Source organism: Sorangiineae bacterium MSr12523 (assembly GCA_037157775.1).
GTDB classification, from domain to species: domain Bacteria; phylum Myxococcota_A; class Polyangia; order Polyangiales; family Polyangiaceae; genus Pendulispora; species Pendulispora brunnea.
Window position 1 is genome coordinate 1,393,160 of sequence record CP089982.1, and the last position, 16,855, is coordinate 1,410,014.

The following is a 16,855-nucleotide window of genomic DNA, read 5'->3' on the forward strand; positions in this document are numbered from 1 at the left end:
ATTTGGTACACCCGACCGATGGCGCCTCGGTACATGTGTGCTGCAAGGTCGCGAATTCACATGCTGAAGCGGCGGGCACTCGCGTTGCTAAGGACGGCGACCGACGGCAAGCGACGACGACGCGGGGAACCTATCGACGTCCAGAACCCAAAACAAGAACGATGAATAGAAAGGTGTTGAACGAGAATGCGCCGACATGATCCCCTTTTGCTCGTGACGTTTCTCGGCGCGCTCGCCGTGGCCTGCGGCAGCAAGAGCGACGATTCGCCCGGCGACGACCCGCCGGGCCACGACAATCCGGTTCTCGGTGAGAAGTTCGAGCTTTCGCCCATCGAGTACACCTTGCCGGTGGCCGGCATGCGCCTCGCGGGCATCTACACCACCGCCAACCAGGGTGCCTACACGACCGAGGGCGACGAGTTCTGGTCCCTGCGTGACATGAACGGCGACAAATATCCCGATTTGGTGATCACGACCAACATCCGCCAAGTCCTCTCCGAGGAGCCGGGCGACGACAACATTCTCGACGAAGTCTTCGACCTGAGCGCTTCGCCGAATTGGCACGTGTACCTCGGAGGCCCCGAGGGGTTCCGCAAAGACTTCATCCAATGGTCCGTGCCGCAGGGCGGCCGCACGGCGCGCGGATTCAACCGCATGGCCATGCAGGGCGGGACGGATCGAATCCACAATAGCCATGGCCAGGTGAACAAGCAGGGCGACCTCGCCTGGGTGGTGCGCGACATGGATGGCGACGGCAAACCCGATTTGGTGGCGACCGGTTCGGCGGAGGAACTCGTGCAAGTGGGGTATATCTTCCGCGTCTTCGGTGGCGATGCCGAGCCGCCGTACTGGCGCGTGTACCTCAACAACGGTTCCGGATTCTCCAAAGAACCGACGAAGTGGCTCGTTCCCAAGACCCCTGTTTGGGATACGTTCGCGGGCCTCTCCCTCGAAGCTTCCAGCGTGCGGGCGAACTACAAGACGCAAGTCTGGGAAATGCGCGACATGAATGGCGACAAGCGCCCGGACATCGTCGCCTATGGCAAGGTGGAGGAGGTCAAACCTGGTCCCGACGCCGGCGCTGGAGGCTTCCGCGCCCGCCCGCCGGGCCAGCCGAATGCGCCCCATTGGGATGTGTATTTGAACGACGGTAAGGGATTTTCCGCAACGGCGACGCCCTGGACGCTCCCGAAACAGCGCGGCGTCGGCGACGATGGCCTCAATGGAACCTCGGGGCCCACCGTGGGCCAAACCGAAGATGGCGACAATACCTGGACGCTCTTGGACATTACCGGCGACGGGAAACAGGATTTGGTCATCACCGCGTCCCAAATCAGCTTTCAGATGAAGGCCTTCGGTTATCCGAGTACCGCGCATTGGGAGGTTTACGCCAATACGGGCACCGGGTTCGAGAGCATGAAGCAATGGCCCTTGCCGCGTGGCGGTCTTGGTGCGGGAGGCTTCTCCGCCACCGCCATCAGCTCCGCGAACGTACCGGGCGACAAGGTGTGGAGGACCGTCGACATCGATGGCGATGCCAAGCCGGATCTGGTCGTCACCGGGGAATTCTCTGCGGGGGCCGACCCGGGCGTGTACAACCTCGGTCGCCAGGGGGACAATCCATTCTGGCGGGTTTTCCGCAACAAGGGCGACTCGTTCGAAAGCGAAAACGAAGGCAAGGAATGGAAGCTCCCGCAACCCGGCGGCCTCCGCGACCACGGTTTCGCCACCACCGAGAGCCTTTTCGGGAACGAAGGCGACAAGAAGATCGGTGACGAAAACTGGACCTTGCTCGATTTGACCGCCGACGGCCAACCGGAATTGGTCCGATTGAGCGACGTCATCGAAGATCCCCGCAACCCTGGCAATCCATCGGCCACCATCGCCCGCGTACAGGGCTACGACCGCGCCCCGCACTGGACGGTGCACAAGAACGTTCCCTGATCGAGCCGGACGAAGCGTGCGCCCGTCAAGGGCGTACGCCTCGAAAGTGGCATCACGCGATCGAGCCATAGTGGCCGTAACGAAGAGACCACTTTTGGTTCACGATGCTCATGGAGGAGAGGCCATGAAGGATTGCATCGTGGTGGGCGCCGGCGTCTCCGGGCTCGTCACCGCTCGAGAGCTCGTGCGCCGCGGGCATGCCGTTACCGTATTGGAGGCCCAGGACCGGGTCGGCGGGCGCACGTTGAGCGTTTCGTTCGATGGACGCCGACTCGATATCGGCGGCCAATGGATTGGCCCGCGCCAGAAACACATCGCCGAACTCGTTCGCGAACTCGGCCTGGGCACATTTCCGCAACACCACGCGGGAAGCAAATTGCTGGCGCGCGGGGAGGATACCTTTCGCTACGGCGGTGTGTTCGCACTGCCGCGGGTGTCACCTTGGGCCATGCTCGACCTGTTCGTCGCGCGCCGTCGTCTCCACCGTGGCCTCGCCAGGCTCGATCCGCGGCGCCCGTGGGCATCTCCTGATGCCCGCGCATGGGACGCAATCACGCTCGAGGCCTGGATGAATGAGAATGTTCGCACGAAGGACGCGCGGTTTCTGCTTTCCAATATCGCCCGGGCGGTGCTTGCCGCCGAGCCGGATGAAGTCTCTTTCTTGTTCTTTTTGGACTTTCTACGGCGCGGGGGCACACTCGATGAAACCGCAGGAATCGCGGGTGGTGCGCAGGAGACCCGCATCATCGAGGGGATGCAAACGGTGTCCGAGCGTATGGCGTCGGCCCTCCCCGAGCCGGTGCACCTCGGCGAACCCGTGCGGGCGATCCGGCAGCGCGATCGTGCCGTCGAGGTGGTGACGGATCGCGAAACCTACGCGGGGCGCTTCGTGGCGATCAGTGTTCCACCTGCTCTTGCGGCGCGGATCGACTACAGCGTGCCGCTCGGACGCGAGCGACAGCGGCTCATGGACCAATTGCCCATGGGGTCCGTCATCAAGTTTCTCGTGCAGTACGAAACGCCTTTTTGGCGGCAAGCTGGGCTGAGTGGAGAGGCGGCCAGCGATCGCGGGACGATCCTCATGACGATGGATGCCACCTCCTCCGATGGAGGGGTTGCGGCGCTCGTCGCGTTCTCGCTGGGGACGTCGGGCCGCCATTGGGCCAAGCGAACGGCGGACGAGCGAAAGCGAGCCGTCCTCGCCGAGTTGGCGCATCTCTTCGGTCCGAAAGCGGCTCGTCCTGTGCGGTTCGAGGAAAAAGTGTGGGTGGACGACCCTTGGAGTGGCGGTTGCTATTGCGCCGTACCGGGCCCGGGCGCGCTCACCGCATTCGGTGACGCGTTGCGAGCCACGTGCGGGCGCATTCATTGGGCAGGTTGCGAGACGGCGTTCCAATGGCCCGGGGTCGACGGCGCCGTCGAATCGGGAAAACGGGCCGCCCAGGAGGTGCACGCTCGTCTTGCCATCGAGCGTTCGCACACCACGGAGGTACGAGCATGACACGCGCGGAGCAATTGGTGGCCAATGCAGAGCGTTGGTTCAATACACGCAACCTCGAGGCCATTATGGATGGCTATACGAAGGACGCCGAGGTCGAGATCCTCGCCGACGGCATCTCCGCCATCGGTGTGGGCTTGTCCGAGATCCGACGTCTATGGCGATTGGCGTTCGACACCTTTCCGCAATTTACCGTCGCGAAGAAGCTCATTTCCGTCGATCCCGACGGCGCCATCGTCAACGAGTGGCAAGGCCAGATCGATGGTACCGGCTGCGCGCGAGGGCTCGATCTCTTCTGGCTCGACGGCGCGGGGGCCATCACGCGCCATCGGGTCATCAGCTTTGGCCAAGTCGTGGAGTACGGAACTGCGACGAGCCGGTTGCGTTTCGCCTTGCTGCACCCACGCCACGTTCTCCGCGCGCTTCGAGCCGAACGGCAGGCACCATGAATCCCCGCGACCCACACGACTTGCGCGCCGCGCGCGAACGAATCGTCGAGGCTCATCTCGCTGCGGAGGCGAAATACGATTTCGCCGCGGCACTGGCGACCTTCGCGCGTCCTCGCTATGAAATCATGGCCATCTCCGAGGTGCACGATGGCGCGGACGCGGTCAGTGCATTCTACCGAGAATCGGTGACGGCATTTCCCGATTTTCGAATCGTCACGGAACGCGCTCACTATGCGGGGGACGCTATTTTTCACAAAGTCGTCTTTCACGGCACGCATCTCGGCGCGTGGCGCGGATTGCCTGCGACCGGTCGCTGCATCGAATATCCGATGCTCAATGTGTTTCTCTTCGAAGAAGATCGGTTGATCTGCGAGGAAATGTATTTCGACTTGCTCACGCCGCTCAAACAACTGGGCATTGCGCGGGATCCCACGACCCTTCCGGGGCGTATCGGCACGGCGATTCAACACCCGCTCACGGTGGGTGGGGCTTTTCTGCGGGCCGCCCTTCACCGAACCGGATCCAAGGGCTAACGGGTGAGAATGGCGCGGCCGAGGCGGCGAATGGCTTCGCGCAGAGAGGCTTCGTCGAGCAGGCCATAACCGATCAGCAACCCACTGCGCGGTTCGCCTAGATAATAGGGCGCAATGGGGTAGACACCGACCTCCAGCGCCCGGGCACGGGCCACGATGCGCGCGATTTCTCGCGGCGAGGCTTTCGGGAGCCAGAGGACGACATGAAGGCCGGCCGCGCTTCCGCCCACGGAGTGAGGCACGCCATCGAGGGCACGTGCGAGTTCCTCCAGGAGAACGCGCCGCTTGCTCGCGTAGCGGAGGCGCGAGCGGCGAAGGTGGCGGGCAAAGTCGCCGGATTCGATGAAGCTCGTGAGGGCCACTTGCTCCAGGTTGGGGCAGGACCAATCGCTGGTCCACTTGGCCGCACGCGCGACGTCGATGAGCGATGATGGCAATACGATGTAGCCGATACGGAGCGACGGAAAGAGCGTCTTGGAGAATGTCCCGGCGAAGATCACGCACTGTTGGCGATCCAGCGCGTGGAGCGATTCGAGCGGGCGCCCTTCGTAGCGGAGCTCGCCGTCGTAATCGTCTTCGAAAATGTACGCATCGTGCTCGGCCGCCCACGACAAGAGCATTTGCCGCCGCGAAAGCGACAGAATTTCACCTGTCGGAAACTGGTGGGACGGCGTGACGTAAACGAGTTTGGCGCGAGCGCGGGCTCGTTTGGGCACGGCTTCGATGTCCATACCCTGCCCATCGATGGGCACCGGAACGAGATCTGCGCCGGAGGATGCGAGCACGGCGCGCGCCCCGAGATAGCCCGGCTCCTCGAGAAGCACGCGGTCACCCGAATCGAGCAGCAATCGCGCGATGAGTGCGAGTCCCTGCTGCACGCCGGCGACGACGAGGATTTGGTCCGGATGGCAGCGCACACCGCGAGTGGACAAGGCATGGCGCGCAATCGCACGTCGAAGCGACGCGTTTCCCTCGGGCTCCCCATAGGAAAGGGCGCGCGGTGTCGCGTGCCGTGCGGCGTCGGCCAGGGCTCGTCGCCACGCATCCAAGGGAAATGCACGATGGTCCGGCAGTCCGTAAAGCAACTCGAACCGGGCGAGATCCATTTCGGCGAAGCTGCGGTAAGGATAGCCAAACGGCCCTTCGGCCAGGCGCCGTCCGTACGCCGAGAGCTCGCGCGATGACGGTAGCGCCGGCTCGTGCGATGCATCGGGCAATGGCCCCACCGTGGATGCAACCCGAGTCGCCGAGCCCTGGCGTGCCTCGAGGTAGCCTTCCGTGAGCAACTGCTCGTACGCGTGCTGCGATGTCGTTCGCGAAATATGGAGCTCGCGCGCGAGTGTCCGTGTCGAGGGCAGCCGCTGGCCAGGCGAAAGCTCGCCTCGAAGAATGGCAGCGCGCAACGCACGAACGAGCTGCAACTGCAGAGGGCCGTCCCCATTCAGGGTGAGCCAGTGTTGAACGATGCGACGTGCCCGCAACTGGCCTTACAGAGTACGCCATTCGTGGCGTTTTGCAAAGGCCAGCACACGAGCGCTCCCGAGTCGCGACGTCGCGAAAAATCAACGGATCGCGCCGTTTCGACTCCGCGCCATCCCGGTGGTATCGCCGATGATATGAACCTTTCTCTTGCGCGTCGTGCATCTATCTTCGCTGCGGGGGCGCTTTCGCTCACGCTCGCTACCAAAGCTTACGCCGGCCCGGCGGACCTCGACCCACGTTGGGGGGGCACCGGCAAGGTGTCGACCGACGTCGATGGAACGAACACCAACGATGATCGCATCGTCCGGGTGCTTCCCAGCCACGATGGTGGCTTGATCGCGCTCGCCAATGTTAGGAAATCGGACGGGGATTACAGTGCCGTGGTGCGCTACACCGCGGCCGGTCGCCTGGACTCCACGTTTGGCACCGCGGGCCATGTGATCCTTCCGCACAACCAGCAGCCGGGCCTGCCGGCATGCTCATCGCAAGAAACGCGCGCCGGAGCGCTCCAGGCCGATGGAAAGATCGTCCTTACCGTCGTATGTCGTCCACAGGATCATTCCTCCCAACCCGCATACTTGAATGTCGTGCGGCTCAACGCCGACGGCAACTTCGATACGAGCTTCGGAGACGCCGGGCATGTGTATGATCGTCTGGGCGGTACGGTGGGCTTCATGGGCGACGTCGTGCCGTCCGACTTGGCCCTTTCCAGGGACGGAAAAATTGTCGTTCCGTTTCACTATTTCGAGGACGACTCACGGCTCGACAACTACGGTGTTGCGCGGTTCAACGCCGACGGCTCGCGGGACACCACATTTGCCTTCCGTCGCACCGCGGGCACGGAGGGGGCGCGCGTGGCGGTGCAATCCGACGGCAAGGTCCTCGTGACCGGTCGCGATAACCCGTTTACCCCCTATGGGATCTTTCGACTCAATGCCGACGGTAGCTCCGACACGACCTTTGGCGGACCAATCTTCACCGGTTCCATTGCGCTCGACGTCATCAACGAAAATGGGGTGGAGGCCCGTATCTCCGGTGTTTCGAACATGGTCGTCCAGCCCGACGGGAAGTTCCTCGTCGCGGGTAATGCTCGTTTCTCGGGTTCCACCCAGGACGACATCTTCGTCGCTCGATTCAACCCGAATGGCTCTCCCGATACCACGTTCCACCAGAATGGCGCCGTTGTCACGGATGTCGCCGGCGGCGACGATGGTGCCTCGCGCGTAGCGATTCAGCAGAATGGCCAAATCGTGGTCGGTGGCTACGCCACGCTGCCCGCGGACGGCGGAGCCGGCTCGCTCGGCGTCGCCGTTCTTCGTTACAATGCCGACGGCTCGCTCGACACGGCATGGAACGGCAACGGAATCGCCAGGTTCGACAATACGACCAGCTACGAAACCCTGAACGATCTGGCCATCGGCCCGACCGGCCGCGTTTTTGTTGCGTCGACGCCGCCCGCAGCGAACGCGCATGACCTCTTCACCTTCGCACTGCGAGGCACCCGCGTTTGCCAAGAAGGCTCGCGCATCATGTCCAACGAGGAGGAGTTCTCGATCGCCGACAACCAAGCCGCCGACAGCGGGTGCCAACTGGCCAACACCGGAGCCGGCCACAAGGGCCTCGCAGGCTATTTGATGCTCGCCCTCGGTGCGGTCATCGCCCGTCGCCGGCTTCGTCGACAGAGCGCCCGGGCCTAAAGTACGCTGCCGTAGCGTGCCCGAATTCATTCTGAAGACCCCCGTCGTCGTCCGTGAATGGGCCAGCGGGGACGTGCTCATCGTCCCCGTGGCCGACCCAAAGCTCGTGAGCTTTGGAGACGAAGAGGAAGCACACCTCGAGGCGAGGATGTTCCTCACGGAATACCTCGCCCGGTGTGAGCCGGAGGTCGCGGCGCGTTTCTCTTTTCCCGATGGTGTGCGCTTGCACCACACCGATGTCCTGGTGCGCCGCCCGGATCTGCCGAAACGTGTCGCCGTCGATCGCAAGATGGCGGTCACCAGTGTCGTCATCCCCGCACCGAGGGGCGACGCCTGGGTGCTCGTTCTTTCGCTCGATCACGTCTTCTTCCATTCCGCCGGAGAGGACCTCGATGCGAGCGTGGCTGCGGAGGTGACCCGGATCACCCTGGCGCAGGAGTTGTCGGCGCCGGAATACCTAGGGCTTCTCCCCGCCAAGGAAGACCGGCTCGAGTTCCTCGAGCTGACCGTGCGCCGCGGGGATGACGCGCTTGGAAGCGCGGCGGCCCTTCGTCGCCGCATCCTCGAGCACGAAGCCAAAAGGGCCGCGGTGGCGGTGCTCGAATCGATTGCCACACCGCTGCACCCGCGTGGGGCATTGGACGAGGCCGAGCGACCGTTCCCATTTCGCGATGCGGAGCTTTCGCTCCTCGGTTCCCTTCTTACGCAGCGCGCCCGTCGCGATAGCGCGGCGTGTGCCTTGCTGATCGGGCCCGAGGGTGCGGGAAAGACCGCGCTCTTTCGCACCTGGTTGCACGGGGAATACCGCGCGGGGCGGGCACCTCTCGCGTACGCCACGTCCGGGGCGCAACTCATTGCCGGAATGAGCGGGCTCGGACAATGGCAAGAGCGCATTCGTCGCGTCATGGAGGCGGCGCATACACTCGATGCCATTCTGTACTTCGACGAGCTGGCCGACCTCTTTTCCGAGGGGGCCGGCGGACACATCGATCTTCCCAGCGCCATGCGCCCGTACCTCGATGACGGGCGCGTGCGCATCGTCGGCGAGGTGCGCGACGATGCCGTTTCGCGCATCGAACCGCGCAATCCGGGCTTCTTTTCGCACTTCAGCCGGGTGCGCATCGAGCCTTTGACGGCCGCGCAGACCAGGGACACGCTCGCCTCGCTCCGCAAGAACGACGCCGACGCAACCGACGCCATCGTGGAACTGGCCGAGCGTTACCTCCCGTATACGAGCTTTCCCGGAAAGGCCATACCGCTCTATCACGAATTGCGCGACGCGCACCGCGCGGAGGCCCATGCGCCGATCACCGCGGACGCGGTTTACGCGTGGTTCAGTATCCGAACGGGCGTGCCGAAATTTTTGCTTCTCGAGAGCGAATCCGTGCGGCGCGAACTCCTCGAGCAACGACTGCGCACGCGCCTCGTCGGGCAGGAAGAGGCCGTGCGGCGCGTGGCCGATCTGGTTTGCGTCATCAAGGCGGCGCTCCAGCCCACGGGCAAGCCGTTGGCCACGCTTCTCTTCGTCGGCCCCACCGGTGTCGGAAAAACGGAGCTTGCGCGCTCCTTGGCGGAGTTGCTCTTCGGCCATCCAGACCGCCTCGTGCGCTTCGATATGAGCGAATACACCGACCCGTTCGCGGCCGAGCGGCTCTTCTCGAGCGATGGCCGTGGCGAAGGGCTCCTCACCCGCAAAGTGCGCGAGCAGCCTTTTTGCGTCGTTCTGTTGGACGAAATCGAAAAAGCCCATTCCGCCGTTTTCGATTTGCTCCTTCAGGTTTGCGGCGAGGGCAGGCTCACCGATGGTCGCGGCAAAACGGCATATTTCCACAATGCCATTCTCATCATGACGAGCAACCTCGGCGCCTCGCATCGCGCCGGGGGCGATGACAAGTACCAGAAGGCCGTGGAGCAGACCTTCCGCCCCGAGCTCGTCAATCGGCTCGATCGCATCATCGTGTTTCGCCCGCTCACGGCCGAGCAGATTCGAACCGTGACCCAGCTGACCATCGAACGCGTCGCCGAGCGCCGCGGCTTCATCGATCGAGGCATCGATCTGCGGGTGGGTAACGAGGCCATCGAGCACGTAGCTGCATGCGGAATGAGCGAAATTTACGGCGCCCGCGCGCTCCGCCGTTACGTGGAGAACGAAGTCATCGCGCCCATCGCCGGTTTGATCTCGGGCTGGGGTGACATGGGCGGCCACGCCATCGTCGTCGTGCCCGAGGGCGACCTCACCATGGAAATGGAGGCCGCCGTGGTGCGTGGTGGCCTTCGATTCGGTGTGGTGCGCGTACCGGGAAAGGCCGTGGTCCGCGCCACGCACGCCATGAATACCGTGTCCGAGGTGAGGCACGCCATGCAGAGGTACCTCCGTCTCGAGCGGGTGCGCGAGCTCCACGATCGCGTGGATTACCTCGTCGCCCAACTTGGATATGGCTCCGATCGAAAGCGCCGAAAGCAGCAAAAGAGCAACATCGACATGGGTGAGCTCCAGGAAGAGCACCATCGCCTGTCCACGATCACGGGCGAGCTCCAAGATACGTTTCAGGCGATGATGTCCCTCGAGGAAATCGCCCTAATGGCTTTTCTCGATGGGGAATCGCTCGAGGCATTGGAGCCCGACGTGCCGCCTTTGCGCGCACGGTTCGAAGCGGCATTGACGCGTGCGCTGGTTGCACGTGAACCGCGGCGTGACGGTGTGACCCTGATGCTCCAGGAACTCGACGACCGCCGCGGATTCGATATTTGGCTCGAACCGCTGCTGCGGTATGCGCGCCGGTTCTCGTGGCATATCGAGTGCCATATCGACGGCGGCGGGCGCGATCGGCGAGGTTCGCATTGGCCCGCGGATCGTCGCTGGGGCCCGCCCGAAACCACGGAATGGATGGTGGCGCAGCTCGCCCTTCCGGAGCGCCCTTTCAAGAACGTGATGATGACGGTTCGCGGGCCTCACGCCATTTGGCTCGCGCTCGAGGCCGGCGTTCATCGATTCAACGGCTACGCGAGCGACTCCGAGCCCGCGCACCTTCGCATGGCCTTCGTGGCCCCGCGCAGTTCGCTCACCGATGCCGAGTGGACGCCTCCACGCCTCGATCCTCCGCCGCCGGCCATGAATCCGGAATACCGCCGACAAAAAGCCGTTCGCGAGCGCACGGCGAACGTCCCGTCCGTGAACGTCGGCCTCCGCCGCCGCACGCTCGTTCCGCTCACTCGGCTCGGCTATGACGATTATTGGGCGCATTTCGAGAATATCGCATTGGCGCATCTTCTGCTCCTCGAACATCCGCCCGAGGGCAACGACGCCGACGACGAACGCGAAGTGCAATTCCGCCCCATGCTCGAGGAGGAGACGCGATGAAGCTCTCCTTCACGGTACCGGTTTACCGGGTGCGCCATGGCAATCTGTTCGACTTCGTCACCTTGGGGCTCGGGGCCGCGACGCAGAGGCGCTCCGGCACCAATGCCCAGCGGGTCGAAGAGTTGCTCATCGAGCAACTGCGCCGCGTCATCTCCGAGGCCGCGCCGCGCCTGCTCCCGTCCTTCGAGCTCAAACGGGGCACGCGCCTCGAGCGGGTGCGTATCTCACTCAATTTGCGTGACAAAGGGCGCAAGCGCAAAGCCTCCGGCCTGTGCCCCATCATCATCGAACCGCGATCGCTGGGGCCCGACCGGCACGTGGATATCGCGTACCATCCTTTTCGCCAGGGCGAATGGTTCCCACTCCGCAGTTCGGAGTCGTTGGCCGATCAGGCGTCCGTGTACTTCTCTCAGGCGTGGGGCGCCTTGGACGATGTCGATATCGACGCGCTATGGGGCCATTTGCGCGACACCATTCGGGTCGTCTCGTTTTCGACGAACGTCAAAACGCTGCTAGGCGAGCTTCAAGCGAAGGAAAAGGGCATTTGGGACGACTTGGACGTCGACCCGGCGCGCGCTGGAAAAAAGAAGCCCGCGGGCGGAATGAAGGTGCTGCCGAACCTCGGCGTCGATCTCACCGCCCGGCTTGCCGGTCGCGGTGCGGCGTCGCTCGGCATGCCCCGTTCTCCGTACCGTGAGCAGCTCGACAGGCTCCTCGTCGGCGAACGCAAGCGATCCACCCTCGTCGTCGGCGGTCATGGTGCGGGCAAATCCGTGTTGCTCGAACGCGCCGTTGCCGACCTCCTTTCCGCCGAAGACTACGAATCGCACCGCAACCTCGACCGCGTGACCCGCGTTTACCGAATTGGCGGCAAACGAATCATCAGCGGCATGTCCTACGTTGGCGATTGGGAACGCCGCTGCGTCGAGCTGGTCGAGGACGTGCGCGGCCGAAAAATCGTTTTGCTCGTATCCGATCTTCACCTTTTTGGCCAAATCGGCCAGGCGCGGGATAGCACCCGCTCCCTCGCGGACTTCTTCCGCGGCCCCGTTGCACGCGGCGAGGTCGTGATGGTGGGCGAAGCTACGCCGGAGCAGCTGCGTCGGCTGGAGGAAGACGCGCCCAGTTTCGCGTCGCTTTTCGTGCGCGTGCACGTGCAACCGGCCACCGCGGGCGAGACTTTCCGCATCATGCTTCATCGGACGCGCGAGCTGGAGGTCGAACGCCACGTGCGGTTTCAACCGTATGCGTATCGGACCATCCTCGAGCTGGGGGCGGGGCTGTTCCCCTCGCAGGAGCTCCCGGGCAAGGCCGTGGATCTCGCCACGCGATTGGCCGCCGAAGGTGAGGGGACCGAGGAGAAGCCACGCACCATCGATTCGGCGGCGGTGATCGAGCACTTGTCGCGGCGCACGGGCCTTCCGTGGATTCTTTTGTCCGACGAGAAGCCGTTCGCCGTGGACGAAGTCGCCGAAGCCCTCGGCGGGCGCGTCTTCGGCCAGCCCGTCGCCATCCGCCGCATGGCCGACTTGGTCGTACGCATACGCGCGGGCCTCACCGATCCGCGGCGGCCGCACGGCGTGTACCTCTTCACCGGGCCCACAGGCACGGGGAAAACGGAGCTGGCCAAAGCCCTCGCCGAGTACCTTTATGGCTCGGCGTCGCGCCTGGTGCGTTTCGACATGAGCGAACTTCGCACGCCCGATGCCCCGGCGCGTCTCATCGGCGATGCATGGAATCCCGAGGGCCTTCTCACGCGTGCGGCGCTCGAGCAGCCTTTCAGCGTCATCCTGCTCGACGAAATCGAGAAGGCGCATCCTTCCGTCATTCATCTTTTGTTGCAGATGTTCGACGAGGGGCGCCTTACCGATGCTGCAGGCAACACGGCAAGCTTCAAGCAAGCGGTCATCGTGATGACCTCCAACTTGGGCACCATGTCGCGTGCCCCTGCCGGCTTCGATGCCCCGCTGGATGCCGTTTTGCACGACGTCGCCCGCGCCGTGCGCGAGTTTTTCCCGCCCGAGCTCTTCAACCGCATCGACGGCGTCGTCCCATTTTCGCCGCTCGACCGCGAAATGGCCATTTTGGTCACCCGGAAGGAACTGGGCAAACTGCTCGTGCGGCCTGGCCTCCGCGATCGCAACATCTTCGTGCAGCCTGCACCCGGGGTCGTGGAGCGCGCCGCGCGCGAAGCCTTCCAATCGCGCGACGGTGCGCGCTCGCTCAAGCGCTTTCTCGACGACCGCATTGCCTCGCTTCTCAGTGCCGAAATCGCTCGCGCACCCGACGCGGCCATGCAGATGATGCGCCTCGAGGAAGGCCTCGACGGCTTTCGTGTCCACCACCATCCGCTGGTCGAAGCGAAACCCGTGGCGTTGCACTTCGCCCTCGAGCCGCTCTTGCAGCGGCCCCTGTCCGAGTTGCATGCCGAGCTCCCGAAGGTGCACGCGCGCATCGACCGCATCGAGTCCAGCGACGAATTGCGCGAGCTGTCGGACCAACTCCGCCATCACTTGGGCGAGCACAATCGCGGCCGGCGAGAGCACGGCGAGCTCCTTTACAACATGGAGTGGATGCGGCTCACCCTGCAGACATTCCGGGAGCAGGTCGAGCGCCTCTCCATCGAGTCGCGCGATCTCGAGCACGACGAAATCGAACGAACCATGGAGGAGCCCGAGCTGCGCCGCCGCCGCTACGTCATGCCGGCGCGCGGCACGCGCCAGGAGATTTTTTCCTGCATCGGCGAGTCGTACGTGCTCGAACGGGCCCTCGCCCGCGTGCACGATTCGGGAGAGCACGCCGTGCTCATCGAGCTCGCGCCCATGGCGGGCGGGCACACGCTGTTCGAATGGATGGCCCGTGCATATGCGCGGGCGCGCGGCAACTTCGACGGGTTTGCCTGCCTTCGCAAGGACGGCAACGTACTCGAGGCGGCACGCTGGCCCGAGGATCCGGCTTTCTTCGCGTCGGCGGAGATGCTCGTGCTCAAAGTCGTGGGCCTCTGCGTCAAAGATTTTTACGAGTTGGAAACGGGAACGCACGTGTGGCAACCGCTGGCTCGCGAACCCGAGCTCCTGCGGGTGCACGTCACCCCCGCGCATTTCGGCGACGTGCCCCGTTCGCGGGTGGAACGTTACGCCGCGGCCAAATTGGATATCCGGCGTGATATCGAACTACCGCCCATCGTGCGCAACCTGCGGTTCGACCCGCCGCCTCCGCGCAAAGCCGCGACCTTGCTCGAATTGGAGGATTACCGCCTGGGGTTGTCCCTGGAGTGGCACGTCCAGGAACTCTATCAGGCCCTGGCATCCCTCTGGCTGGTGCGCCTCTCTCGCACGGAGCCCTCATGAGCGGCAAATCGTTTCGCGTCTACTTCGTCATGCACGAGGACGGCCACCGCACGGGCACCCTGATGCGCACCTGGGACGAATTCTTCGACCGAGCGCCGCCTTCGGCCTACGGCGTCACGCCGGAAGACGTTTTTGCGGAGCTCGAAAGCAAGCTCGAACGCATGCGGATCGAGCGAAGCGATCGCATCGAGCGGTACCTTTGGGACGTGCCATTCCAAGTGCATCGGGTCCGCGTCGACGTGCATCCGATGTCCTTCGTCAAGAAGCGCCCGGTCATTGCCATGAAGGAGATCCCCCTGCTTCTTCATTATGCGGCCTGCGCGCTCGAAGGCGGAGGATACCGCATCATGGTGCCTCGATTCGGCGGCTGGTTCATCGTGGAGGATCTCGCGCTGGCCGCCGACGTCCTTCGCCATGCCGTGGGCAATTGGCTCACGGGTGAAAATGCCAAATCGATTTACGACTTTCGCACGGTGGGGGACGAATACGTTGCAGACTGGTCGCCTCCGCTGCTGCGATCGCTCGATGAAAGCGCATCCCGCACCGCTGGGCAAGACGGCGAATACCCCACGATATCGGCGGTGTCCGAAGAATGGACCGAGCGCGCCGCCAAAGGAAAGCTCGCCCCGGTCATCGGGGCCTCGGCGCGCTTCGAAGCCCACGTGGCCAAGCCCCACGACGCGTACCTGCCATCGTTGCTCCTCGTAGGAAAAAGCGGCGCGGGCAAAACGACGTTCGTGCGCCGGTTGGCCTTCTGGCTGGCCTCGCAGCGAAAGGCCAAGCGCGAGAAGGGCGAAACGCCGGTGCGCCTCTTCGCCACGTCGGCCGACAAGATCCTCGCCGGTATGGTGTACCTCGGCATGTGGCAGGAGCGCTGCCATTCCCTCGTCTCGGAACTCTCGTTGGAGGGACATTACCTCTATGTCGATCAGCTTCATGGCATTTTGAGACCGCAGCACGATGGCTCCACGATTGCGGATTTTCTCGAGCCTGCAATGGCCGCGCGTGAGCTCAGTATCATTGCAGAATGCACCGAATCGGAGCTCGAACGCGCACAGCGTACCCATCCCTCGTTGATGGGGCATATGGAGTTGATTCGCCTGGAGGAACCGGAGACTCCGGCGGTCATCGCGCTCCTCGATGCGTATGCGCATCGTTTGAATTTGCCCGTTCACCCCGCGGGGCTGCGCCGGCTCACGCGGCATCTTGCGGCCTTGTCGCCGGGCGTGGCCTTTCCGGGAAAGGGATTTCGCTTTCTCGATTGGCTGGCCAAAGATGGCGAAACGCGAAAATCTCGTACATTGTATGCGCGCGATGCCTCCGAGGCCTATTCGCGTTATTCGGGTGTACCCCTCATGCTCCTATCCGACGATCTCGCGGCCAGCGCCGGAGATCTGGCGAATGTCCTGAAGAAACGCGTCATCGGACAGGACGAGGCCTGCGAAGCCTGCGGGCGGCTGCTCGCGCGCTTCAAAGCCAACATGGTGGATCCCGAGCGCCCGTGCGGCACCCTGCTCTTCGTCGGGCCTACCGGCGTGGGCAAGACCGAGCTCGCGAAGCAACTCGCCCGCGCCACCTTCGGCTCGGACGACCGGATGCTGCGCCTCGATATGAGCGAATACATGCTGCCCGGCTCCTCGCGCCGGCTTCTCGAATCGGGCGGCGACGTCAAGAGCCTCGCGAGCCGCGTGGAGCAACAGCCGCTCTCGTTGGTCCTGCTCGACGAGATCGAGAAGGCGCACCCGGAGGTGTTCGATCTCTTGCTCGGAGTGCTGGGCGAGGGGCGGCTCACCGCGTCGTCGGGGCGCTTGGTCGACTTTCGCAGCACCATCATCGTGCTCACCTCGAACATCGGCGTGAGCGAAACGCGCAGCATGGGCTTCACCCCGCAGGAGCACGGCAGCCTTGCGGCGCGCGTGCGCGACTTCTTTCGCCCGGAGTTGTTCAACCGACTCGATGCCGTTCTGTCGTTCCGAGCACTCTCGCTGGACGACATGGAGCGCATCGTCGAGCTGGAGCTGGAGAATGTGCGGCAGCGTACGGGCTTCGTTCGCCGCGGCATCGGCATCACCGCCACGGCGGCCGCGCGGCGCCGCATCGCGGAGCAGGGCCATCATCCGACCCGTGGTGCGCGCCCGCTCAAGCGCTGGATCGAGGAGCACCTCGTGACGCCCATCGCGGCGCGCATGGCGGAAGACGTACACTTTCGCGCGGCCGAGGTGCTCGTCGTCGCCGCGACCGATCCGCCGCAACGCGGTGGTGAGTCGGCGATGATCCTGCGCGTATGACATGTGATCTCGCCATTCATCGCGATGTAGTCGCGAAGTCGTGCGACACATGTTGCCCAATTGCGAATAGACACTGTGCGTCATGACCGCAAATGCATCCATTTCCGGAAAGGGCGGACTATTCCATGTGACCATGGAACGTAGAATTGCCTGGAACTACATGGACTTTTGATTCAAGCCTATGAGAGTATCTCGCGGAAATAAGGTGTTCATCGAGTTTCGAAATGCTCAATTGAAGCATAGCGATCTCGAT

General features: G+C 63.8%; 9 protein-coding genes. 8 read left to right on the forward strand and 1 reads right to left on the reverse strand.

The features are described 5' to 3' along the window. Window positions 1–186: 186 nt before the first annotated feature. The 4 genes from LZC95_05590 to LZC95_05605 all read left to right on the forward strand — a co-directional run bounded on the left by LZC95_05590 (window position 187) and on the right by LZC95_05605 (window position 4,424). Window positions 187–1,944, forward strand: coding sequence for an FG-GAP-like repeat-containing protein (locus LZC95_05590; GenBank protein ID WXA96309.1), 1,758 nt, complete (start codon window positions 187–189; stop codon window positions 1,942–1,944). Window positions 1,945–2,068: 124 nt separating this feature from the next. Continuing rightward, window positions 2,069–3,445: an FAD-dependent oxidoreductase gene (locus LZC95_05595; GenBank protein ID WXA96310.1), complete on the forward strand. Its 1,377-nt coding sequence runs from the start codon at window positions 2,069–2,071 to the stop codon at window positions 3,443–3,445. Continuing rightward, window positions 3,442–3,891, forward strand: a complete 450-nt coding sequence (locus tag LZC95_05600) for a nuclear transport factor 2 family protein (GenBank protein WXA96311.1) — start codon at window positions 3,442–3,444, stop codon at window positions 3,889–3,891. Before LZC95_05595 ends, LZC95_05600 begins: the two co-directional genes overlap by 4 nt. Beyond that, the gene (locus LZC95_05605) at window positions 3,888–4,424 is read left to right on the forward strand and encodes an ester cyclase (GenBank protein ID WXA96312.1); all 537 of its coding nucleotides are present in this window, start codon (window positions 3,888–3,890) and stop codon (window positions 4,422–4,424) included. Before LZC95_05600 ends, LZC95_05605 begins: the two co-directional genes overlap by 4 nt. Here LZC95_05605 and LZC95_05610 read toward each other — a convergent pair. Further along, window positions 4,421–5,905, reverse strand: coding sequence for a PLP-dependent aminotransferase family protein (locus LZC95_05610; protein WXA96313.1), 1,485 nt, complete (start codon window positions 5,903–5,905; stop codon window positions 4,421–4,423). The genes LZC95_05605 and LZC95_05610 overlap by 4 nt on opposite strands. 135 nt (window positions 5,906–6,040) lie before the next feature. On the opposite strand from LZC95_05610, the gene LZC95_05615 reads away from it, so the two are divergent. From LZC95_05615 to LZC95_05630, 4 genes are read left to right on the forward strand one after another with little or no spacing between them, the layout of a single operon-like run. Beyond that, a complete protein-coding gene (locus LZC95_05615) occupies window positions 6,041–7,603 on the forward strand; it encodes a hypothetical protein (GenBank protein ID WXA96314.1) in 1,563 nt (520 codons plus the stop codon). Window positions 7,604–7,619: 16 nt separating this feature from the next. Next, entirely contained in the window at window positions 7,620–10,964 is a 3,345-nt protein-coding gene (locus LZC95_05620) for an AAA family ATPase (GenBank protein ID WXA96315.1), read from the forward strand. Then, complete coding sequence (locus LZC95_05625; protein ID WXA96316.1) at window positions 10,961–14,314, forward strand: AAA family ATPase; 3,354 nt, start codon at window positions 10,961–10,963, stop codon at window positions 14,312–14,314. Before LZC95_05620 ends, LZC95_05625 begins: the two co-directional genes overlap by 4 nt. After that, complete coding sequence (locus tag LZC95_05630; protein WXA96317.1) at window positions 14,311–16,602, forward strand: AAA family ATPase; 2,292 nt, start codon at window positions 14,311–14,313, stop codon at window positions 16,600–16,602. Before LZC95_05625 ends, LZC95_05630 begins: the two co-directional genes overlap by 4 nt. Window positions 16,603–16,855: the final 253 nt, after the last annotated feature.